Origin of the sequence: Streptomyces cavernae (assembly GCF_004023625.1) — a bacterium.
Classification (GTDB): Bacteria; Actinomycetota; Actinomycetes; order Streptomycetales; family Streptomycetaceae; genus Streptomyces; species Streptomyces cavernae.
Genome location: NZ_RPDJ01000015.1, coordinates 79,888 through 100,370, shown reverse-complemented (window position 1 = coordinate 100,370; position 20,483 = coordinate 79,888). Strand labels below are relative to the sequence as shown.

18 protein-coding genes and 3 pseudogenes are annotated in these 20,483 nt (G+C 70.0%); 9 read left to right on the top strand and 12 right to left on the bottom strand.

Going from position 1 to position 20,483, the window contains the following annotated elements; genetic code table 11:
- Positions 1 to 144 precede the first annotated feature (144 nt).
- Complete coding sequence (locus tag EF387_RS25340; protein ID WP_128378923.1) at positions 145 to 405, bottom strand: hypothetical protein; 261 nt, start codon at positions 403 to 405, stop codon at positions 145 to 147.
- Positions 406 to 516: 111 nt separating this feature from the next.
- Here EF387_RS25340 and EF387_RS25335 point away from each other — a divergent pair, with 111 nt between their 5' ends.
- A complete protein-coding gene (locus tag EF387_RS25335) occupies positions 517 to 1,131 on the top strand; it encodes a TetR/AcrR family transcriptional regulator (protein ID WP_128378922.1) in 615 nt (204 codons plus the stop codon).
- 1,242 nt (positions 1,132 to 2,373) lie between these two features.
- Complete coding sequence (locus EF387_RS25330) at positions 2,374 to 2,649, top strand: hypothetical protein (protein WP_202918366.1); 276 nt, start codon at positions 2,374 to 2,376, stop codon at positions 2,647 to 2,649.
- 282 nt (positions 2,650 to 2,931) lie between these two features.
- Here EF387_RS25330 and EF387_RS25325 read toward each other — a convergent pair whose 3' ends face one another.
- From EF387_RS25325 to EF387_RS25315, 3 genes and pseudogenes are all read right to left on the bottom strand, one after another.
- Entirely contained in the window at positions 2,932 to 3,288 is a 357-nt protein-coding gene (locus EF387_RS25325) for a hypothetical protein (RefSeq protein WP_128378920.1), read from the bottom strand.
- A 150-nt stretch (positions 3,289 to 3,438) separates the two neighbouring features.
- Positions 3,439 to 3,863 (bottom strand): annotated as a pseudogene (locus EF387_RS25320) (phospho-sugar mutase); the annotation flags it as partial.
- A gap of 238 nt (positions 3,864 to 4,101) precedes the next feature.
- Positions 4,102 to 4,482: a winged helix-turn-helix transcriptional regulator gene (locus tag EF387_RS25315; protein WP_128378919.1), complete on the bottom strand. Its 381-nt coding sequence runs from the start codon at positions 4,480 to 4,482 to the stop codon at positions 4,102 to 4,104.
- A 145-nt stretch (positions 4,483 to 4,627) separates the two neighbouring features.
- Between EF387_RS25315 and EF387_RS25310 the strand changes: the two genes are divergently transcribed.
- Positions 4,628 to 4,876 (top strand): Tn3 family transposase, encoded by a 249-nt coding sequence (locus tag EF387_RS25310; RefSeq protein ID WP_128378918.1) that lies wholly within the window; start codon positions 4,628 to 4,630, stop codon positions 4,874 to 4,876.
- A gap of 256 nt (positions 4,877 to 5,132) precedes the next feature.
- Here the strand turns inward: EF387_RS25310 and EF387_RS25305 are convergent, their stop codons facing one another.
- From EF387_RS25305 to EF387_RS25285, 4 genes are all read right to left on the bottom strand, one after another.
- Positions 5,133 to 5,501, bottom strand: coding sequence for an SDR family NAD(P)-dependent oxidoreductase (locus tag EF387_RS25305; RefSeq protein WP_238431677.1), 369 nt, complete (start codon positions 5,499 to 5,501; stop codon positions 5,133 to 5,135).
- 474 nt (positions 5,502 to 5,975) lie between these two features.
- A complete protein-coding gene (locus EF387_RS25300) occupies positions 5,976 to 7,874 on the bottom strand; it encodes a rhamnogalacturonan lyase (protein ID WP_128378917.1) in 1,899 nt (632 codons plus the stop codon).
- 371 nt (positions 7,875 to 8,245) lie between these two features.
- Positions 8,246 to 8,986 carry a class I SAM-dependent methyltransferase gene (locus EF387_RS25290; protein ID WP_128378916.1) on the bottom strand — a complete coding sequence of 247 codons (741 nt, stop codon included), beginning with the start codon at positions 8,984 to 8,986 and terminating at the stop codon, positions 8,246 to 8,248.
- A gap of 8 nt (positions 8,987 to 8,994) precedes the next feature.
- Positions 8,995 to 9,300: a 4a-hydroxytetrahydrobiopterin dehydratase gene (locus EF387_RS25285; protein ID WP_128378915.1), complete on the bottom strand. Its 306-nt coding sequence runs from the start codon at positions 9,298 to 9,300 to the stop codon at positions 8,995 to 8,997.
- A gap of 27 nt (positions 9,301 to 9,327) precedes the next feature.
- Here EF387_RS25285 and EF387_RS25280 point away from each other — a divergent pair, with 27 nt between their 5' ends.
- A complete protein-coding gene (locus tag EF387_RS25280) occupies positions 9,328 to 10,128 on the top strand; it encodes a helix-turn-helix domain-containing protein (RefSeq protein ID WP_128378914.1) in 801 nt (266 codons plus the stop codon).
- Positions 10,129 to 10,204: 76 nt separating this feature from the next.
- A complete protein-coding gene (locus EF387_RS25275) occupies positions 10,205 to 11,068 on the top strand; it encodes a helix-turn-helix domain-containing protein (protein WP_128378913.1) in 864 nt (287 codons plus the stop codon).
- Positions 11,069 to 11,281: 213 nt separating this feature from the next.
- Here the strand turns inward: EF387_RS25275 and dnaK are convergent, their stop codons facing one another.
- The gene (gene dnaK / locus EF387_RS25270; protein ID WP_128378912.1) at positions 11,282 to 13,168 is read right to left on the bottom strand and encodes a molecular chaperone DnaK; all 1,887 of its coding nucleotides are present in this window, start codon (positions 13,166 to 13,168) and stop codon (positions 11,282 to 11,284) included.
- 240 nt (positions 13,169 to 13,408) lie between these two features.
- A complete protein-coding gene (locus EF387_RS25265; protein ID WP_128378911.1) occupies positions 13,409 to 13,834 on the bottom strand; it encodes an OsmC family protein in 426 nt (141 codons plus the stop codon).
- A 107-nt stretch (positions 13,835 to 13,941) separates the two neighbouring features.
- On the opposite strand from EF387_RS25265, the pseudogene EF387_RS48550 reads away from it, so the two are divergent.
- Positions 13,942 to 14,209, top strand: a pseudogene (locus EF387_RS48550) (zinc ribbon domain-containing protein); the annotation flags it as partial.
- Positions 14,210 to 14,341: 132 nt separating this feature from the next.
- Here the strand turns inward: EF387_RS48550 and EF387_RS25255 are convergent.
- Positions 14,342 to 16,648, bottom strand: a complete 2,307-nt coding sequence (locus tag EF387_RS25255) for an alkaline phosphatase family protein (RefSeq protein WP_238431700.1) — start codon at positions 16,646 to 16,648, stop codon at positions 14,342 to 14,344.
- 401 nt (positions 16,649 to 17,049) lie between these two features.
- A complete protein-coding gene (locus EF387_RS25245) occupies positions 17,050 to 17,502 on the bottom strand; it encodes a hypothetical protein (RefSeq protein ID WP_128378910.1) in 453 nt (150 codons plus the stop codon).
- Positions 17,503 to 17,586: 84 nt separating this feature from the next.
- Here EF387_RS25245 and EF387_RS25240 point away from each other — a divergent pair, with 84 nt between their 5' ends.
- The 3 genes and pseudogenes from EF387_RS25240 to EF387_RS50110 form a co-directional block, all read left to right on the top strand.
- Positions 17,587 to 18,363, top strand: a complete 777-nt coding sequence (locus EF387_RS25240; protein ID WP_128378909.1) for an MBL fold metallo-hydrolase — start codon at positions 17,587 to 17,589, stop codon at positions 18,361 to 18,363.
- Positions 18,360 to 18,986, top strand: a complete 627-nt coding sequence (locus EF387_RS25235; RefSeq protein ID WP_420802617.1) for a DedA family protein — start codon at positions 18,360 to 18,362, stop codon at positions 18,984 to 18,986. The genes EF387_RS25240 and EF387_RS25235 overlap by 4 nt, the downstream gene beginning before the upstream one ends.
- 505 nt (positions 18,987 to 19,491) lie before the next feature.
- Positions 19,492 to 20,478: pseudogene (locus EF387_RS50110) on the top strand (serine/threonine-protein kinase); the annotation flags it as partial.
- Between the last annotated feature and the right edge of the window lie 5 nt (positions 20,479 to 20,483).

Here is a 20,483-nt window from a genome sequence, read left to right as displayed (position 1 = left end):
GACTCGGCAACGGTGCGACGGGTTGGTAAAGGGATGGCAAAGTCTGAGCTCTCGACTTCGCTCGAGCAGCGGGACCCCCATGACGCCGTTCCTTGAGGGGCGAACGTTGCCCGCCGGGGCACCAGCGGTTCGCCTGCGGACCTCTCACGAGTGACGATCCCCCCGCTTCCTCACACAGTGACGGCGCGCCGCCACTCCCAACAGGGCCAAACCCGCCGAGCCGACCAGGAGCGTGGCCCACTCGGGCATATGGGCCGCCCGCAGGAGGCCGGCGACACCGAAGCTGGTGTCCCACCGGGCCTCCGTGACGGCGGAGCCGAAGCCCTGAATGACGAGGATGGCACCGAACAGCCACAGCAGCCCCTGACCTGAGCCGTTGTCCGCCCTCTTGACCTGCTTCGCCATGACGAGATTTCCCTCCCGGAATCCGACGCACCGTTCCGATGCGAACGCATCACATCGTGCAGTGAAGCGGGATACGATGCAAGTGCATCAGAACGCGGGAAGGAGCAAACCGTGCCCAGGCAGGTCGACTACGAGGACCGACGCCGGCGGATCGCCGAGGCGGTATGCACCCTGATCGCGCACTCGGGCATGGAGGCCGTCAGCCTCCGTGACGTCGCCGCCCAGGCCAATGTCTCCATGGGCGCCGTCCAGCGGTGCTTCCGCACCAAGGAGGACATGCTGCTCTTCGCGCTGGAGCACATCTCCCAGCAGGTCAGCGAACGCGCCAACCGGCGCATCGCCGCCACCGCCACCCCCGAGGCCGCAGCGACCCTGCTGTCCCACACCCTGGCCGAACTCGCCCTGCTCGACGAGGAATCGAAGACACAGGCTCACGTCTGGCTGGCCTTCGTCACCCATGCCCCTGCCAGCGAGAAACTGGCCGCCGTCCTGCACGACACCTATGTCAAGCTCCACGGCCTTGTCGCGTGGCTCATCCGCTACGGCCAGGACACCCGGGAAGTTCACCGGCACCTCGACCCCGATCGGGAGGCACACACGCTCCTCGCCCTGGCCGACGGCCTCACGGTCCACGTGCTGGCGGGCCACCACGCCCCGGCCACGGCGCTGGCAATCCTCCAACGCCACATCGACCACCTGATGGAAAACCCATCCGACGGCGGCTGACACCTCCGGCCCAGGACATCGGCATCGCACCAGCCCCAGGGTGCCGAGGCCGTGCGGGCGGGGGACAGCCGTGGCTGGATTGATGGCGACGGCGACGTGTACCGCCTTCCGAGCCGTCCGGGAGGAGAACGGCCGGCCGGTTGGGCAGCGGGTGCTGTACGAACGGGTGGGTTCCTGGCCGCCTTGTGCCGGGATCTGACGGCTGAGCTGGTCGCTGCCCGGTGGGACGAGACGTCGCTGGATGCGCTGGCCGCTGGGGTGGACGAGCGGGGCGAGGTGCTGCCGTCCAAGGGCTGGATGGCCCTGCGCCGCCTGGGCTGGAACACTCCTGGCCCGGCTTCTGCCGGAGCCACCTCCGGCCAGGACAGGGCGGCTCTCCCGCGAAACCTGCCGACGGCGCACCCGCGCCGCCAAGCGGACCGGCTTCCACCACCTGCACGCCACCGAAGTCCACCCCCTCACCCCGAGGTTCGGACCCCACCGTGACGGCACACGGCCACGCCGCGCCCGAAAAGCCTGACGCCCTCAGGCACACACAGAGTTTCCGAGACGCTTACCGCCCGCCCGGAGCGGTTCAGCCAGTCCCGCAACGAGCAACGTCCGCCCGGTAGCTCATGGCGCACGCCGACTGATTCCGATCGCAGCCGGGACGCGTGATCACGAAGGTGCCGCCGTCCGCGATCTCCCCGATGACCGCCTGCCCGAGCATGGCCGCGTCCAGAACGCGTCCACACCGTCGGGATACAGCGCGCGGACGGCCCCGACCACGTCCCCGCCGCCGGGTACGTACGCGTCGGCACCGGCCACCTCGGTGGCGAACCGTCCATCGGCGGACAAGTCGCCGGCGCTGACGACCAGTCCCCGGTGCTTGGCGAGTTGCACGACGTAGCCCCCGACGGCCCCTTCCGCGCCGGTGACGAGAACCGTCTGACCTGCGGAAGTCCCAGGTTCTCGACAGACTGGGCGGCGGTCAGCCCAGACCCGGCTCCGACACCGACGCCGTCGACCTCGCCCGAGCCGCCTTCGACGAGCTCTGACGGCCGCCCCCCGCGGATGGCGCCTCCCGTGCATGACGATCGGTACAAGGGCTGCCCGCCGACGCCACGACGAAGGGACGCTCGCCAGCGTCGCGGCGATCGACATCACGAAACCGTCCGGCATGTCGACAAAGAGGCACGGCATACCATCGAAACTTTTGGGCACCTCGTCCGGAAATGTCCATCTCTTCGAATGGAGCCTCCAGTGTTCATCAAGGCAATGCACGACATGGGCATCCGCAGCGAACACGCCTACGCGGCGGCCGTACTCAGCATCGGCGCATCCATCATGACCTGGGCCAGCTCCCTCGGCGCCGAGCCCGGCCAAGGGCTCGCCCGCGCCGACCGGTGGGGCATATTCGTCGGCGAATGGGCGCCCACCTTCTTCGGCCTCGGCGTCGCCCTCTCCCAGTACGAACAGCAGGACGGCACCCTCACCGCCAGCGTCCACGAACTGCGCCAACAGAGAGAAGCCGTCTGAGGCGATCACTCGGACGAGGTGCGGCACCTGTGGGACGCCCACGAGAAGGAGGGGAGCGCGCAGGCCGAGGTGTGAGAGTGCGCTGGGCCTGGGAGATCATGGGGCCGACGCTGGCGGGGGCCGTGGTGCTGGGGATCTTCCTGGTTGTGGGGTGAGGCGGGGGGATTCGGGACGCCCGGCGCCTGGAGCGGCGGGCTGCTGCCGGCGAGGCCGACGAATGACGACGGTGGGTGACTGCGGGGAGTCACCCACCGGTAATTCGGCTGATTCAGCTGTGGATCTCTAACCCCAGATCACGATCCTCGTGATCTTGTGCATCGGCGCTTCCCAGCTCCGCCCGGGCTCGCGGGTGACCCACAGCACTTCGCTGCCTATGGCGTACTGGTAGCCAATGGTCACCGTGTATTTGTTCGGGCGCACTACGTTCACGCCGTAGATGGCCACGTCTGCAACGCCCGGGTTCGCGAAGCAGAGGTTGCCGGTGTTGGTCTCCAGCTTCAGGATGTCATCCCTGTTCCCGCAGTCCGTCCTGTCCACGGCGGCGCTTGCGGGGAGGGAGGTCGCGAGGGTGGCCACGACGGCCGCGGCGGTCACGCCGACGAAGCGGAGGATGTTCCGACTTGTGGAGCGGGTCTTCACTGTGTTTCTGGTCCTTGCAGTGGGGGATGTGCATCGAATCGACCAGGAAGACCGGCGGTCGGCGGAATCGGTTGCTCGTCTACGGCGGATTTACTCGATGTGCCCTTTGGGGCAAGAGCAATTGACCTTGCGTACATCCGCGCCCTGCCAGATGCCCGCCGCCGTCGGCAGGTCCCGCTTGATCGCCGTGAGGAGGCCGTTCGCCTTGGTGCGGGCGGACGGGAGGTCGGCGTGGGTGGGGACGGGGACGACGACCTCCAGGTAGCACTTCAGCTTGGGCTCGGTGCCACTCGGGCGGACGATGACGCGGGCGCCCTCGAAGGTGTAGCGCAGGCCTTCGGTGGGCGGGAGGGTGTCCGTGCCGCGCGTGAGGTCCTCGGCCAAGGTGGCGGTCAGGCCCGCGAGGGAGGTCGGGGGCTGCTTCCGGAGCTGTTCCATGGCGCGGGCGATGACCGAGAGGTCCTGGACGCTGACCGCGAGCTGGTCGGTGGCGTGCAGGCCGTGCTCGACGGCGAGGTCATCGAGAGGTCGAGGAGGATGCCGCCCTCCTCCTTGAGCTGAGAGGCGAGTTCCGTGCGGGTTCGGCTGCGCTATGACCGGCCCCCGCCGACTGGAATGTCGCGTCCGCCGTGGACCACGAGCTTGACCTCGTGTACCACACCTGGGTGAGACCGGTGAGACGCTCGGGGTCGTGGCCAGGACCACCACCCCGATGCGGCAGATCGTCCAACACATCGGGAGCCTGCAGACCGAGCGCGGCCGGGCCGATACCGAGTAGCGCCCGAGAGGATACTCAGTGTCCTAGCGGGGGCCTCAGCCGCTCCGGGCGACCGGCTCGGGATCGGCGTCGAGCGCATCGAGCACTGCGTCGCCGTTCGCCCTCGCCCACTCGGTCAGCATGTGGATCGGATCGATCAGCGTCGCCCCGAGCGGGGTGAGCTCGTACTCGACGCGGGGCGGCACCTCGGCGTAGGCGTGGCGGCGGATGAGTCCGTGCGCCTCGAGCCGTCGGAGCGTCTGGGTGAGCATCTTGCGGGAGATGCCGCCGATCAGCTCGATCAACTCGCCATGGCGCACCGGGCCCTCGCTGAGGCCGTAGAGCACGACCACCGTCCACTTGTCGGCGATCAGCTCGACCGCCAGACGCGCCGGACAGTCGGCGAGAAAGAAATCACGGGGACCGAAACCGCTCATGGCGCCGAAGGTACCTGCTGGCTCCTTAAGGCACCTGCTGGTTCCTGTCGGAAACATAGCCTGGGTTCTCTCCCCCTCCAAAGCACAGGAGAGTCAATGAAACAGATCATCGCTTTGCGCGGGGCCGACGACCCTCAGGTTCACCATCGCCACGGCTTCCTTTGCCCTGGACATCGCGGAGATCGTGCGGCAGCTGCTGGAGGAGGGATGGGAGATCGACCCGGAGGACCTGGCGCACATCTCGCCGTACCTGACCGAGCACATCAACCGGTTCGGCGAGTACAGCACCCACGAACTCGGTATCCAGCCCGACGCGTACGACCCGGAACTCGACGTTGACTTCACCCCGCGCGAGCAGCACCTGACCGCCGCCGGACTCGGCCGGGCCGCTTGACCGACCGCGAGCCTTCTCGTGTGAGCACGGGCCGTAGAGTCGAAGCTGCGCCCGAAGCCACCTCCTATGGTTCCGGGCCCTTGTCGGCGCGGGCGTCCAGACCGGCTGTCCTTATTGACTGGCGATTGAGGGTGCCGAAACCGAGTTGCGAGAGGCGCCGGCCGTCGTTCAACGCGACGGTGTTCACGGCTCCTGCCAGGAGATCGGCAGGGTACCGGGACGGCGGCGCGGACGTCGCCCGTCCCGGTCCGGTGGGTCACTCGCGGTAGCGGGCGCTCAGGACGTTAAGGACGTCCTGGTAGCGGCCCTCGGCCTCGGCATTGCGCTGCCACTTCACCCGCTCGACGAGGATCTGCTCAGCGTCTGGCTGGGTCCGCAGCAGGTCCATGACTTCGGTGAGGAACTGCTCCAGGGGCATGGCGACGTCGCTGTTCTGCTGGCCCATCAGCGAGGTTCGGGTGGCCGGCGGGACCAGTTCGATCACCTGCACGTTGCTCTTGGTCAGCTGCACCCGCAGCGACTCGCTGAAGGAGTGGATCGCGGCCTTGGTCGCGTTGTAGGTGGGGGTGGCGGCCAGCGGCACATAGGCCAGGCCGGATACGCATTTACTGCGGTAGTACCGCAAGGGCGGCGCGGGCGTGACGATCGGACCAGTGACCGAACTTTCACACCCCCTAGAGCCTCGCGAGTTCGCGAAAACTGAAGGGTTCCCGGTGGGAACCCGAGGGTCGCGCCTGTCGGACTTCGGCATGAAGTGCACAGGTCCGCAGCGTGAACGCCGGGTCAGTGTGCCCAAGCCACGCGGCCAGCTGGGTAATTGTCTCCCCGGCAGCAAGTACGACGCCGGCGAAGGTGTGCCGCAGAACGTGGAAGCCGTACTCCCGCGGCATGTCCCATGTGCCGAGCAGCACTTGGGCAGCGTCTGGCACCGGTCGAGGAGATGCCCACCGCTGCCGGCCCCTCGGAATCGCCTGGGGGCCAGTAACGGTTCTGGATCTCCCCAGATTCTCCCCAGAGCGGTTTCGCTCACGGGCGGGAGGGTCGTCCGTGGGCTCGGTCGGTCCTCCCGACCCGTCGCCTTTTGGAGACGTTCTGCCTGCTACGGCGTGGTGACGGCCGGCCTGGGTGCCGTCCCCATCCCGTCGCCGATGAAGAAGCTCGGGTGCGGTGGCTGGTTGTATGCGGTGTTCTGCCACGCCAGACCGGTTCGGTACATCGTGTCGTGGAGCAGGGTGGTGATCTTCGTCGTGGTCTCGTGCGGCGTCGAGTAGATGCGCAGGGCCGTGTTGTCGCTGGTCCGCCAGACGACCTCCTCCCGCCAGTCGCCGAGGATGTCGCCGGACAGCGCGGGTGTGGCCTTGGTGCCGTTGTTCGAGGAAACACCGGAGCCGGTCAGCAGGCGGGAGTCGGACGAGGTGCCGTACTTGTCGATGCGGGTGCCGTCGAGGAGTTCACGGACCGGGTCACCGTCCCACCAGGACAGGAAGTTCACCGAGGACGGTTCACGGCCCTTGGTGGCACCGGACCGGTCGCGTACGGAGGAGTCGGACGCCGACCACATCTCGGGGCCCGCGTTGCCGGCGTGGATGTCTCCGGCGACCCCGCGGCCGTTGTCGCAGCACGCGGCGAGTTGCCAGCGGACGGCCCCGTCGGCCGGGTTGATGTACAGCTCGGCGGGCTGGGAGGTGGACTCCGACACCTTGAAGTACTCGAGGCCGGAGGTGGAGGGGTCGAGGTCGCCGAGGTGCTGGGCGTCACCGTGCCCGGTCCTGGTGGTCCACAGACCGTTGCCGTTGTCGTCGACGGCCATGGCGCCGTAGACGATCTCGTCCCTGCCGTCGTTGTCGACGTCGCCGACGGACAGGCTGTGCGAGCCCTGGCCGTCGAAGCCCTTGCCGCTGTTCGTGGACGAGTTGGTGTCGAAGGTCCAGCGGCGGGTGAAGGCGCCGCCCCGCCAGTCCCACGCGGCGATCACCGTACGGGTGTAGTAGCCGCGCGCCATGATGAGCGAGGGCCGCACCCCGTCGAGGTAGGCGGTGCCGGCGAGGAACCGGTCGACGCGGTTGCCGTAGGAGTCGCCCCACGACGAGACCGTGCCGCGGGCGGGGACGTAGTCGACGCTCGCCATCGCCCGGCCGGTCTGGCCGTTGAACATGGTCAGGTACTCGGGTCCGGTCAGCACGTAGCCGCTGGAGTTGCGGTGGTCGGCGGTCGAGCTGCCGATGACCGCTCCGGTGCCGTCCTTCGTGCCGTCCGCCGTCTTCATGGCGACCTCGGCCTTGCCGTCGCCGTCGTAGTCGTACACCTGGAACTGGGTGTAGTGCGCGCCGGAACGGATGTTGCGGCCCAGGTCGATGCGCCACAGCCGGGTGCCGTCGAGTTTGACGCCGTCGACGATGGTGTTGCCCGTGTAGCCGGACTGGGAGTTGTCCTTGGCGCTGGTGGGCTGCCACTTGAGGACGAAGTCGAGCGCGCCGTCGCCGTCCAGGTCGCCCACGGAGGCGTCGTTGGCCTCGTAGGTGTAGGCGACGCCGTCGGGGGTGGTGCCACCGGCGGGCGGGGTGAGGGGCACGTCCTTGTACCCGGTGCGGAACTGCATCGCGTGGACCGAGTCACCCTGCTCCACCCCGTCCACCACGGCGCGGACCGTGTAGTCGGCGTGGGCGGGGGCTCCCGCGTGGAAGTAGTTGGTGGAGCCGGAGACGGGGGTCGCGTTCACCTTGGTGCCGGCGCGGTAGACGTTGAAGGACACGTCGTTCCGGTCGGTGCCGAGCCAGCGCCAGCTGATCAGGTTGCCGCTGTCGGTGTGGACACTGACCACACCCCGGTCGAGGGCCTCGACCATGGCGGCCTCGGCTCGAGCGGATCCGAGAACTTGGGGCAGGGCGGCGACGACCTCGGCCGGACCGGCGGTGAGGGTGGTGAGCCCGGTGGCGGCGAGAGCCGTGGCGGCCAGGGCGGAGAGCAGCGTACGTCTGCGGTGCTTGTGCGGGTGCACTTCAGGACACCTCCTGGGAGGACAGACGGGTTCTGTTCCGTCAGTTGCCGCTCGGGGCAAGGGAGTTGCCGCCGTTCAGCAAGCGCTCTCTTGCTCGTGCCGGACGTCCCCCACCTCGACGCCTGTCTGACCGGCACCCTCCCCGAGGGCACCACAGGAGGCCGCTCATGAGCATCACCGGCGCACCGCATGGCGTCGACTTCCTCATCGGCGAGTGGGACGTCGCCCACCGGCGGCGTACCGACTTCCTGGACCCGGACAGCGACTGGGAGGAGTTCCCGGCCACCAGCCGCTGCTGGTGCCTGTTCGACGGGGCAGCGAACATCGGCGAGCTCGATGTGCCGAGCCAGGGCTGGAAGGGGGCATGGACTTCACTCGTCGTCAGTCGGAGGTTTCCGATACACCCGCAGACTGAACTCCGGTTCTCGACGGGGCACTTGCTGGTCGGGCAGCTCTTCGAGGCGACGGGCGAGCCGTTCGGTGAGCGGATCGCCGGGGGTGAGCAGGGTGTACCAGCCGCGGCGTACGTCGGCGGCGGCCCGCGCGGGCGTACGGCCCTGACCGACACCGCGGAAGCTGGACGCACCCGCCACCGACAGGCCGCAGCCCTCGGCGAATCCCGTCACCAGTGAGGACTCGTCGCGCGGGGCCCGGCGCGGGCGTGGCGCCATGACGGCGTCTATGTCACTGCGGACGTCGTGCGCGGCGGCCTTGTCGACGGTGGTGACGTACGTCCCGCCGGGCCGCAGCACCCGGGCGGCCTCGGCGACGACGAGCGCCGCGTCGTCCAGCAGATGCAGCAGCCAGATGGTGGTGACGGCGTCGAACGTGGCGTCGGGGAAGGGGAGTTGACGGCTGTCGGCGAGGACGAGCCGGCCCGGGACGCGTTCGGCGGCCCGGCGCAGCATGCCGGGGGCGGCGTCCACGCCCGTGACGTCCAGCCCCGCCAGGACCAGTCGCCGGGTGACGGTGCCGGTGCCACAGGCGGCGTCCAGCACTCGGCGGGTCCCCAGCGGGAGGAGGCCCACGACGGCCTCGGCGGCAGCGGCGGCTCGGGGCTCACCGCCGCGCGTGGCGTCGTACCGTACGGCCTCCTCATCGTAATCGAACACCAGTTTGTTCAATGTGCACCGTGCCCGGGAGCGAGCTCCTCGACCCTGCGGGCCAGCGTGAAGTCCAGCTCGGTGACCGCACCTCCCACGCTGTGCGTGTTCACGGTGAGTGACACGGTGTTGTAACCGAGCGTGAGGTCCGAGTGGTGGTCGAGCTCCTCCTGCACCTGGGCCACGTGCACCACCATCGCGGTCGCCGCGAAGTGCGAGCCGAGCCGGTAGGACCGGGCGAGGCGGTCGCCGTCGAGCGACCATCCAGGCAGCTCGGAGAGGCGGTCCTCGATCTCCTTCTGCGTCAGCGGTTCGACGGCCATGACCTGCTCCCTTGTTAGGTTGCTCCTATGACAACTCTCGCCCCTCAGCCAGGTATAGGGCCACTGCTGCGCGGCTGGCGGGAGCAGCGCCGCATCAGTCAACTGGAGCTCGCCCTGAAGGCGGACTCCTCGGCCCGGCACATCAGCTTCATCGAGACCGGCCGGGCCCGTCCGAGCGAGGAGATGATCCTGCGGCTGGCCGAGCACCTCGACGTCCCGGTCCGTGACCGCAACGCGCTCCTGCTCGCCGCCGGCTACGCGCCCCACTACCCGCAGACCCCGCTGGACGCCCCGGGCCTGGCCGCACTGCGCGAGGGCATGCAGAGACTGCTCCAGGGCTACGAGCCGTATCCGGCGCTGGTGCTGGACGCCACCTACCACGTCCAGGCGGCCAACCGGGGCATCGCGATGCTGCTGGACGGAGTCGCCGAGCACCTGCTGACCGAGCCGCTCAACGCGATGCGGCTCACCCTGCACCCGGAGGGCATGGCGCCCCGCATCCGCAATCTGCGCGCCTGGCGCGGCCACCTGCTGCACCAGATGGAGCGGGAGCTCGCCCTGCACCGCCTGGAGCCGTTGCGGGAGCTGTACGAGGAGGTGGCCGCCTATCCGGTACCGGAGGAGGACGAGCCCGCCACCTTCGACGACCCGGTCGTGCACTTCGCCCTCCCCCTGCGGATCGAGCACGACGGCCGGGTGCTGTCCTTCGTCTCCTCCATCTCCACGTTCAACACCCCCATGGACGTCACCGTCGCCGAACTGGCCATCGAGACGTTCCTTCCCGCGGACCCGGCGACCGTCAAGTACCTTCGTTCACTGATCCCTTGAAGCTTCCATCTCTTGAACCATCCCGGGGTGGTCATGGCACACTGCCTTGTGACCTGGGCGCGTGGGGAGGCGTGGCGTGAGTGAACGGCGGCCTGCGCCGACGGTGGGGCAGGTGGTCCTCGGGAAGCGGCTCCAGGAGCTGCGGGAGGCCAGCGGGCTCAAGCGGGAGGAAGCCGCCCGCATCCTTCGTGTCGCCGCGGCGACCGTTCGGCGCATGGAGATGGCCGAGGTCGCGCTCAAGATCCCGTACGTACAGGTGCTGCTGACCACGTACGGCGTGCCCGACGCCGAGGTGGCGGCCTTCTGCGCGCTGGCCGAGGACGCGAACCTCCCGGGCTGGTGGCAGCGGTACCACGACGTGCTGCCGGACTGGTTCAGCCTGTACGTCAGCCTCGAGGGTGCCGCCCGGCTCATCCGCTCCTACGACCCCCACTTCGTGCCCGGTCTGCTGCAGACCGAGGAGTACGCGCGCGCGGTGCTGGCCTCCGGCACGGTCGGACAGAGCAACCCCGACGAGATCGAACGCCATGTGCAGCTGCGGCTCAACCGTCAGCGGCTGCTCGACTCCGACAACCCGCCCCACCTGTGGGTCGTCATGGACGAAACGGTCCTCCACCGGCCGGTGAGCAGCCGAACCTCGGTGATGCGGGACCAGCTGACCCGGCTCCTGGAGTTGATGGACAGACCCGAAGTCACCGTTCAGGTGGCCGAGTTCGCCACCGGCCCGCACCCCGGCACCTACGCCCCCTTCTCCCTCTTCCGCTTCGCGGAGCCCGAACTCCCGGACATGGTGTACACCGAGTACCTCACCGGCGCCCTCTACCTCGACTCCCGCTCCGAGGTGGCCGCCCACCTGGAAGTACTCGACCACATGACCGCCCAGGCAGCCTCCGCCCAACGCACCAGGAAGATCCTGCACGAGTTCCGCGAGGCTTTGTAGGAGCCACCGGGCCCCGCCCCTCCCCCTTTAGCGGCCCAACCCTCCAGCGGCCCTGCCCCTCTGGCGGCTCTACCTGCCTGACGGCCCTGCCCCTCTGACGGCCCTACTCCCCTGACGGCCCTGCCCCTCTGGCGGCCATACTCCCCCTGACGGCCATACTCCCCTGACGGCCCTGCCCCTCTGGCGGCCCTACTCCCCCGGCGGCCGTGCTCTCTAAGCGGCCCCGCCCTTCCCCCGGTCCTCGTCCACGATCTCCGCGTCCACCACACCCTCCTCCTCATCAGCGTCAGACGCCGCACCGGCGCCGAAGGCCCCGCCGTCACCGGCGGAGGGCCCCGCCTGGGCCGCCGCGTACATCGCCTGCCCCATCCGCTGGCTCACTCCTGCCAGCTTCTCCGCCCCCGCACGCAGCGCGGCCGTGTCCGCCTCCTGTTCCAGCAGCGACCGCAGTTCCGCGACGGCGGCCTCCACCTCCCCCCTCGTGTCGGCCGGCACTCGCGCCGTGTTCTCGCCGTTCTCGCGCAGGAACCGTTCCGTCTGGTACACGAGTTGTTCCGCCTGATTGCGGGTCTCGGCCGCCTCACGGCGCCTGCGGTCCTCGTCGGCGTACTGCTCCGCCTCCCGCATCATCCGGTCGATGTCGTCCTTGGGGAGGGCCGAGCCACCGGTGACGGTCATCTTCTGCTCGCGCCCCGTCGCCAGGTCCTTCGCCGAGACGTGCATGATCCCGTCGGCGTCGATGTCGAAGGCGACCTCGATCTGCGGCACCCCGCGTGGCGCGGGCGGCAGGCCGGTGAGGTCGAAGACCCCCAACTTCTTGTTGTACGCGGCGATTTCACGCTCACCCTGGTAGACCTGGATGCCGACCGAGGGCTGATTGTCCGCCGCCGTCGTGAAGATCTCCGAACGCCGCGTCGGAATGGTGGTGTTGCGCTCGATCAGCTTGGTCATGATGCCGCCCTTGGTCTCGATGCCCAGGGACAACGGGGTGACGTCCAGGAGCAGAACGTCCTTGACGTCCCCACGGATGACACCCGCCTGGAGCGCGGCACCCACGGCCACCACCTCGTCGGGGTTGACCCCCTTGTGCGGGTCCTTGCCGGTCAGTTCCCTCACGAGGTCGGTCACGGCCGGCATGCGGGTGGAGCCGCCGACGAGGATGACATGGTCGATCGCGGCCAGTTTCACGCCCGCGTCCTTGACCGCCTGATGGAAGGGCGTCCGACAGCGGTCGAGCAAGTCGGCCGTCAGTTCCTGGAACTGAGCTCGCGTCAGTTTCTCCTCGAGGTGGAGGGGTCCCTCGGCGGACGCGGTGATGTAGGGCAGGTTGATCGTCGTCTCGGTCGACGAGGACAGCTCGATCTTCGCCCTCTCGGCACCCTCACGCAGCCGTTGCAGCGCCATCCGGTCCCGGCCGAGATCGACCCCGTGCCCGCCCCTGAACCGCTGCACGAGATGGTCTACGACGCGCTGGTCCCAGTCGTCGCCGCCGAGTCGGGTGTCGCCGTTGGTGGCCTTGACCTCGATGACGCCGTCGCCGATCTCCAGCAGTGAGACGTCGAAGGTGCCGCCACCGAGGTCGAAGACGAGGACGGTCTGCTCCTCGCCGCGGTCGAGTCCGTAGGCCAGCGCAGCGGCCGTGGGCTCGTTGATGATCCGCAGGACGTTCAGTCCCGCGATCTCCCCCGCCTCCTTGGTGGCCTGGCGCTGGGTGTCGTCGAAGTAGGCGGGGACGGTGATCACGGCGTCGGTGACGTTCTCACCGAGGTACGCCTCCGCGTCCCGCTTGAGTTTCTGCAGCACGCGCGCGGACAGTTCCTGTGCGCGGTAGCGGGCGCCGTCCACGGCGCCCCGCTCGGGGAAACGCCAACTCGTGTCGCCCATATGGCGTTTCACGGACCGAGCGGTGCGATCGACATTGGTCACGGCCTGCCGTTTGGCCACCTCGCCGACCAGCACCTCGTTGTTCTTGGCGAAGGCCACCACGGACGGTGTGGTGCGCGCGCCCTCGGCATTGGCGACGACCGTGGGCTCGCCGCCCTCGAGAACGGCGACCACCGAGTTCGTCGTACCGAGGTCGATACCGACCGCACGTGCCATGTCCGTCCCCTTCCGCCCGGGCCCTTCCCGACTCCCCCGACCTCCAGCCCAAGACTCGAGCGGGCGGTTGTCAATGCCGCGTGCCCCAAAAGACCCGGAAACCACCCGGTGCGCCCCCTGGCGACCACCGCACCTGGTTACGCCCGGGAGGCCGACAGAAAAGAGAGAAGAGAACAGAACCGCCGCGCCCCCGTTCGGGGAGCGCGGCGGTCATGAAGGTGACGCGGAGCGGCTCAGCCGTCAGGCGAGCTTCGCCGACAGCGTGATCGTCGTGCCGGTCAGCGCCTGGCTGACCGGGCAGTTCTTCTTGGCGTCCTCGGCGGCGGCGACGAAGCCGTCGTTGTCGAGGCCCGGGACCGTGCCCTCCACGGTGAGGTGGATACCGGTGATGCCCTCACCGGGCTGGAACGTCACATCCGCGGACGTGACCAGCTTGGTGGGCGGCGTGCCGGCGCCGGCCAGGCCGTGCGAGAGGGCCATGGAGAAGCAGCTGGAGTGGGCGGCGGCGATCAGCTCCTCCGGGCTGGTCTTGCCGTTCGCCTGCTCGGCGCGCGACGGCCACGACACCGGCTGCTGGCCGATGCCGGAGGAGTCGAAGGTGACGACGCCGTTGCCCTCGAGCAGGTTGCCTTCCCAGACGGTGTGTGCGGTGCGCGTGGTAGCCACTATGAATCCCTTTCCGACATGGGGTCCCCGACTCGGATCCCCGTACCCCCCATCCGATCACACCACGGCTCAGCTCACGCGGAAGACAGCCGCACGTGCGGTGAACGGCAGTGCAGCAGGCTCTGATCGAGATGGGCCGCAAACACGGGCGGGACATCCGCCTGGTCCATCCCGCGCACACCACCATGGACTGCGCAGCCTGCGGAGCGAGAACCAAGCACGCCCTGCCGCTGCACCTACACCTGCACCGCATGCGGAGCCGTCTCACCTCGGGACAAGAACTCCGCACGCGTAATGCTCGTCCGGGCAGGTCTGAACCCGGCTGGTGTCGAGGGCCCAAGACCTCCGGGAGCGCTGTTCCCGGAGGCAGCCTGAGCCAGGAATCCCCACTCAGCCCTGAAGGATGGAATCCCTCCCTTCGGGGAGGGGAGCAGTCAAAGTACCCGTCCGCGATGACCGCGACCGGAATGGATCCCCTCGGGGGAAGGTCCGCGACGGCGAGGTGGCTCAGGCGCTCGGGTCCCGTACGGCGGTGGGGTCCGGCACCATGAAGGGTGCCTCGCCGGGGGCTTTGAGCCGTACGTCGTCGAGCGGTATCTGGGGGCCGTCGCATTCGCGCAGCCAGCGGCGGAAGACCTGGTGGAGATGCTCGGCACCGACCAGTTCGGCTCCGTCGTCGACCGGCGGGGAGAAGGCGAGGGGCGCCAGCAGGAACGGGCGCCCCTGGGCACCGCCCAGGCCGCCGTGGGAGCCGATCTGCTCCTCGAAGGCGAGCACCTCTCCGTCGGCCGGGTCGTAATAGGAGTTGACCATGATGTCGGCGGTGTGCGGGAAGGAGTGGGTGCGGCGTACGGCGTCGGCGGCGCCGGGTCCGAAGTCGGCGAGGGGGCCCGGGTCGTGGTCGAGGTCGTCGAGCGGGGTCGCCGCCCCGTGCGCGCCGAGCACGACACCGCCGTGCTCCTCACTCGCGACCAGCAGGAAGCCGATTCCGGGGTGGTTGGCGAGGGTGGACAGCAGCGCGGGGTGGCGGCGTTCGATCTCCTCGCGGCTCATCCGGTGCGGCACGTCGGGGAAGGAGACCAGGCCGAGGTTGCCGGAGGCCAGCACGATGGGCTCGGAGCGGCGGCCCGCGGGCCGGTGCTGTTCGCCCCCCTCCTCGACCGGCCGGTGCAGCGCGGCTCGGACTGCGGAGCGGGCCTCGGCGCCGCTGTGCGTGCGGCGCGCCCGGCGCGGCACGGGCAGCCCGCAGCCGGCCCGGACCAGATCGCCGAGGCTGAGGCCGTAGCGGGTCTGGAAGGTCTCGCCCGGCGATTGGCCGTGGTCGGACAGGACCACGATCCGGTAGGTGCGCGGGGCATGCTCGGCGACCTTTTCGATCAGGGCGAGGGAGCGGTCGAGCCGCCCGAGGACCTGGGCGGCGTCCTTGCTGTGCGGGCCGGAGTGGTGGGCCACCTCGTCGTAGGCGACGAGGTCGGCGTAGACCGCGGTGCGTCCGGCAAGCATGTCGCCGATGACGGCCGCCACGACGACGTCGCGTTCGACGACGGTCGCGAAGGCCCGGATGAAGGGGTAGAGCCCGCCGCGCTTGACGCGCGGCCGCCGCTTCCTCAGCCGGTCCCTCGTCGACTGCCCGATCTCACGGCCGACTTCGGCGATGAAGGACAGCGCGGTGCGGACGGCGTTGGCGGGGTCGCTGAAGTAGGCGAAGTAGCCGGACCGGGAGCGGTTGTCCTTGCCTCTGCGGTTCGTTATGGACAGGACGAGGGCGAGTTGGTCGGCGCCGCCGCTGAACAGGTTGCCGCGGCTGGCCCCGTCGACGGTGAGCAGTCCGCCGTCACCGATGCGCTCGATGCACCGGCGCTGCAGTTCGGCGGCGCTGGAGGGACGATTGCAGACCATGACCTCGCGGCTGTCCTTCTCGTACCAACGGAACGCCGGGACGTCGTGGTTGGTGCCGTGCAGGATGCCGAGCTGGCTGGCCCCGGTCTGGCTGGACCAGTCGGTGCGCCAGGGGACGAGGCGGTGGGTGGGCCGCCCGCCGCCGGGTCCGTCGGTTCCCTCGGGTCCGTCGGGTGTGGGGGGTGCGGGGGTTGCTGCGGGTGTGGGGGGTGCAGGAGGTGCTGGGGGTTCGTTCGGGACCGGGAGCCTGTCGGGCCCGTCGGGGCCGTCGAATCCGTCGGGTGCGTCGATTCCGTCGGGTGCGTCGATTCCGTCGGGCTGGTCCATGACTTCGGCGCCGTAGGGGGCCCCGATCCCGGCGGATCCGTCCGGCCGCCCGGACGCAGCCGTGGCTGCCGATCCGGAGAGCCACCCTGCCACGGTGGGCATGAGACCGCGGCGGACGGCGTCCTCGAGCACGTCGTACCCCACGCCGTCGAGTTGGACGAAGACGGTGCCGGGGGTGGGTGGCCCGACGCCGCCGGTGTCGCGTCGGCGGCGGCGGTCCGCGAGCCGGTAGAGCCTGCGCCGGTAGGCGTCGTCGTCGCGCACGGCAAGGGCACCGCCGGTGGCGGAGGCGACGGCCGACATCACGGCGGCGACCACGACGGCGGTCTCGGGGGCCGCCTCACCGCCGGCCGAGGGACTGAGGCGGAGGGCGAGCAGGAGGAGGGAGCCGTTGAGGAAGAAGACGAGCAGACCGAGGACGAGTGCGGGAACGAGCAGCAGGGCGCGTACGAGCAACGGCCACACCAGGGCGGAGAGCAGACCGAACACGCCCGCCCCCGCGGCGGCGGTGATGCCGATCTGGGTCGCGCTGCCGTCCTCGTGGGACTTCAGCCGGAAGTCGGGCAGGATCCCCGCGAGGAAGAGCATGGTCACGGTGGAGACGGCCCACACGGCGATGCTCCGCCCCACACCGCTGACCACCCGCCGCCAACGCCCCACGCCACCCACCTCACGTCCCGGCCCAGGCCCCGGCCGTACGGGCCCCTCTTCCACCTTGTCACCTTGTCACAAGGGGTCGGGGCGGCCGGGCCTTCGGAGGGGGCGGTGGCTCCAGGCGACGCCCGGGCAACGGGCCGGAGGCGGGTCCTGGTCGATGGGATCGCGCGGACCGGTGAACGGGCGTCGGGGCGCACGGCATCGCACCCGACCTCACACCGGCCATCCCGGCACACGACATCGCACCCGACCTCACACCGGCCGCCCCGGCACACGACATCGCACCCGACCTCACACCGGCCGCCCCGGCACACGACATCGCACCCGGGCTCTCAGCGGCCGTCGTAGCCCGCGGTCGGCATCGACAGCCGGCGGTGCACATGAGCCTTCATCTCGGCGTTGTACGACGGTTCCGCGTGGCCCACCGTCTCCACCCGCACCCCGCGCCGGGCGCACTCCGCGGTGAACTCGTCCACCGAGGCCAACGCGCGCTCGAGCACCCGGCGGCTGGGGGCGACGAAGACGTCGACGAGGCCGGCCTCCACGTCGGTCCACAGGGCGCAGTGGTCGGGGCGCAGCCCGCGTACGAGCAGCTCCCTCGTCACCACGTAGCCGCGCTCGGCCGCCCAGCGGGCGCACATCGCGTACTGGCTGCGGGAGTCCACCAGGAAGGGGTCGACGTCCAGCTCCTCCAGGGGCGTCAGACTGGCGATCGCCGTGACGCGCACCGGTGGCGGGCACTCCTCGGAGGCGGCCAGGTCCGAATGGTCGCGCGCGTCTCCCATGGCGTCCCCCTCACCTCCGGGTTTTCCCGCCGACCCTACTCCTGCCCGTACGCTCGGGGGGAGTCGCTCGGAGGAGGCAAAGAGGTGCCGGTGGAGATCACTTGGTGGGGTCACGCCACATGCACGGTGGAGGACTCGGGCGTGCGCGTGCTGACCGACCCCCTCTTCGCCCGCCGGCTGGCCCATCTGCGACGCCGCCGCGGGGCCCCGCCGCCACCCCGGGCCGCGCTCGCGGACGTGGCCCTGGTCTCCCATCTGCACGCCGACCATCTGCACGTACCCTCGCTGGCGCGGCTCGCGCCGGGCACCCGGGTCCTGGTCCCGCGCGGCGCGACGGGTGGCGTCCCGGGGCTTCGGCGGCTGTCCCATCTGCGGCTCACCGAGGTCGCTCCGGGTGACCGGACGCAGATCGGTGACCTGGTCGTGCACTCGGTCCGCGCCCAGCACGACGGCCGCCGGCTGCCCCTCGGACCGCGCCGCTCCCCCGCGCTCGGGTACGTCGTCGAGGGGGCGGCACGCACGTACTTCGCCGGAGACACGGGCCTGTTCGACGCGATGGCCGAGGAGGTCGGGAAGGTCGATGTGGCGCTGCTGCCGGTCGGCGGCTGGGGCCCCTATCTGGGCGAGGGGCACCTGGACGCGGCGCGCGCGGCCGAGGCCCTTGCGCGGCTGACCCCGCGCAGCGCCGTTCCGGTGCATTACGGCACCTACTGGCCGATCGGGATGGACGCCGTGCGCCCCCATGAGTTCCACGCGCCGGGCCATGAGTTCGTGCGCCTGGCGCGTGAGCGGGCGCCCGAGGTGAGCGTGCACCGGCTGGAGCACGGGCAGAGCGTGCGACCGGAAGTCGGGGCGCGGTGAACCCGGTATTGGCCGCCGCCTCCCTGGCGCCCACTTCGCCCGGCCAGCAGGCCGTCGGCTATCCGATGCTGTTCCTGCTGGTGCTGATCGGAGCGCTGGTTCCGGTGGTGCCGACGGGTGCCCTGGTCAGCTCGGCGACCGTGGTGGCCTTCCACCGCGGGGAACCGCTCACGCTGACGCTGGTCTTCATCACGGCGGCGCTCGCGGCGTTCCTCGGGGACGGGGCGCTGTACTGGCTGGGCCGGCGCGGGCTGCGGTCGAGGAACGGCTCACGGTGGCTGGCGGCGATCCGCGCCCGCGCACCGGAGGACCGGCTGGCGCAGGCCCGGCGGAAGCTGGACGACCACGGGGTCGCGGTGCTGGTGCTGTCGCGGCTGATCCCTGCCGGGCGGATCCCGGTGATGCTGGCGTGTCTGCTGGCCGAGATGTCGCTGCGGCGCTTCTCCCGGGGCAACGCCCCTGCCTGTCTCGCCTGGGCGCTCACCTACCAGCTGATCGGGGTCCTCGGGGGATCGCTGTTCCCCGAGCCGTGGCAGGGGGTGTTGGCGGCGGTGGCACTGACCGTGGCAATCGGCACGGGGCCGAGCGTGTGGCGCCGGATCCGCCGGGCGACGGACGCCTGAGTTCCGGACCTCTGAGCCTCCGACTTCCGGGTCTCCGACTTCTGGATCTCCGACTTCTGGATCTCCGACCTGGAGGTTTCCGACCTGCGGGTTTCCGACCTGCGGGTTTCGGACTGCCGGTTTCCAACCTGCTGGTTTCCGACCTGACCTGCGGGTATCCGACCTGCGGTTTTCCGATCTCTGCGTTTCGAACCTCCGAGATTCGAACCTCCTGGATTCGGCACTCCGCGATTCGGACTCCACGATTCGGACTACGCGCTTCGAATGCATGCAATTCGGAAGTCCGCACTTGGAGCTCCGCGATTGCGAACTTCACTATTCGAACCTCCGTGATTCGGACCTCCGAGTTTCGGACCTCTGAGCTGCGGGGAGAAACCGCTTTCGAGTAAGTGACCGAAATTCGGACCCGGTTGCGATAGCCTCGCGGTCCTGTAGTTGAGCCAGAAGTCTCGGGAGATCAGTGTCGGAGCAGCGACCGGTACCGCCGCCCTTACCGGCGAGTGCGATGGCCATCCTGGGGGGTGCGGGTACGGAACCGCTGAAGAAGGGGGACCCGCGGCTGATCGGGCCCTATGTGCCGCTCGGGCTGCTCGGCAGCGGTGGCATGGGCCGCGTCTATCTGGCCCGCCCCCGGGACGGAGCCCCGGGACTGGCCGCGGTGAAGGTGATCAGACCCGAGTACGCGGAGGACGCCGCGTTCCGGCGGCGGTTCGAGCGGGAGGCGTCGGTGCACGCCCGGGTCGACACGCGCCACACTCCCCCGTTGCTCGGCACCGGCTTCCAGGAGGAACTGCTCTGGATGGCCACGGAGTACCTGCCGGGCCTGGATCTCGCGGAGGCCGTGCGCGCCTGCGGCACGCTGGACCCGGCCGCCGTGTGGCGGCTCGTGGGCGAACTCGGGCAGGCCCTCCTCGACCTCGGCTCCGCCGGGATCGTGCACCGTGACCTCAAGCCGTCGAATGTACTGCTGTGCACCGAGGCCGCCTACGTGATCGACTTCGGGGTCTCCAAGGCGGTGGACGCCAGCGCCATCACCACCACCGGCAACCGGGTCGGCACGCCCGCCTACATGTCTCCCGAGCACCTCAGGGACGGCCGGTGCGACACCGCCTCGGACGTGTTCGCGCTCGCCGGAACCCTGGTCTACGCGACGACCGGACACGCGCCCTTCGGTGACGGCACCGGCGTGGACGTCATGCACCGGGTGGCCTTCGAGGAACCGAAGCGGGAGGTGATCGACGAACTCCGGGCGGCCGACTCCGACCTGGGCTCGCTGCTGTCCGCCTGCCTCGTCAAGGATCCCGCCCTCCGGCCCACCCCGCGGGCCCTGATCGACGCGGCCGCCCGGCGTCCAGGAGTCACCGCCTGGCCGGAGCCGCTGAACGGTGAACTGCTCGGCCGCCGACAGGCGTACGAGGCGCTGCGGCACGCCGCGGTGGACGAGACCGGACACCTTGGGGCCCCGGCCGCACCGGGGGCCGCGCGGCTCCCGAGCGA

Coding starts and splice junctions, on each gene's coding strand:
- EF387_RS25315 (WP_128378919.1), bottom strand. CDS start 4,482: ATGAGCGGTTTCGGTCCCCGTGATTTCTTTCTCGCCGACTGTCCGGCG.
- EF387_RS25285 (WP_128378915.1), bottom strand. CDS start 9,300: ATGGCCGTCGAACCGCTGACGCAGAAGGAGATCGAGGACCGCCTCTCC.
- EF387_RS25340 (WP_128378923.1), bottom strand. CDS start 405: ATGGCGAAGCAGGTCAAGAGGGCGGACAACGGCTCAGGTCAGGGGCTG.
- EF387_RS25255 (WP_238431700.1), bottom strand. CDS start 16,648: ATGCTCTTCCTCGCGGGGATCCTGCCCGACTTCCGGCTGAAGTCCCAC.
- EF387_RS25280 (WP_128378914.1), top strand. CDS start 9,328: ATGACAACTCTCGCCCCTCAGCCAGGTATAGGGCCACTGCTGCGCGGC.
- EF387_RS25245 (WP_128378910.1), bottom strand. CDS start 17,502: ATGGGAGACGCGCGCGACCATTCGGACCTGGCCGCCTCCGAGGAGTGC.
- dnaK (WP_128378912.1), bottom strand. CDS start 13,168: ATGGCACGTGCGGTCGGTATCGACCTCGGTACGACGAACTCGGTGGTC.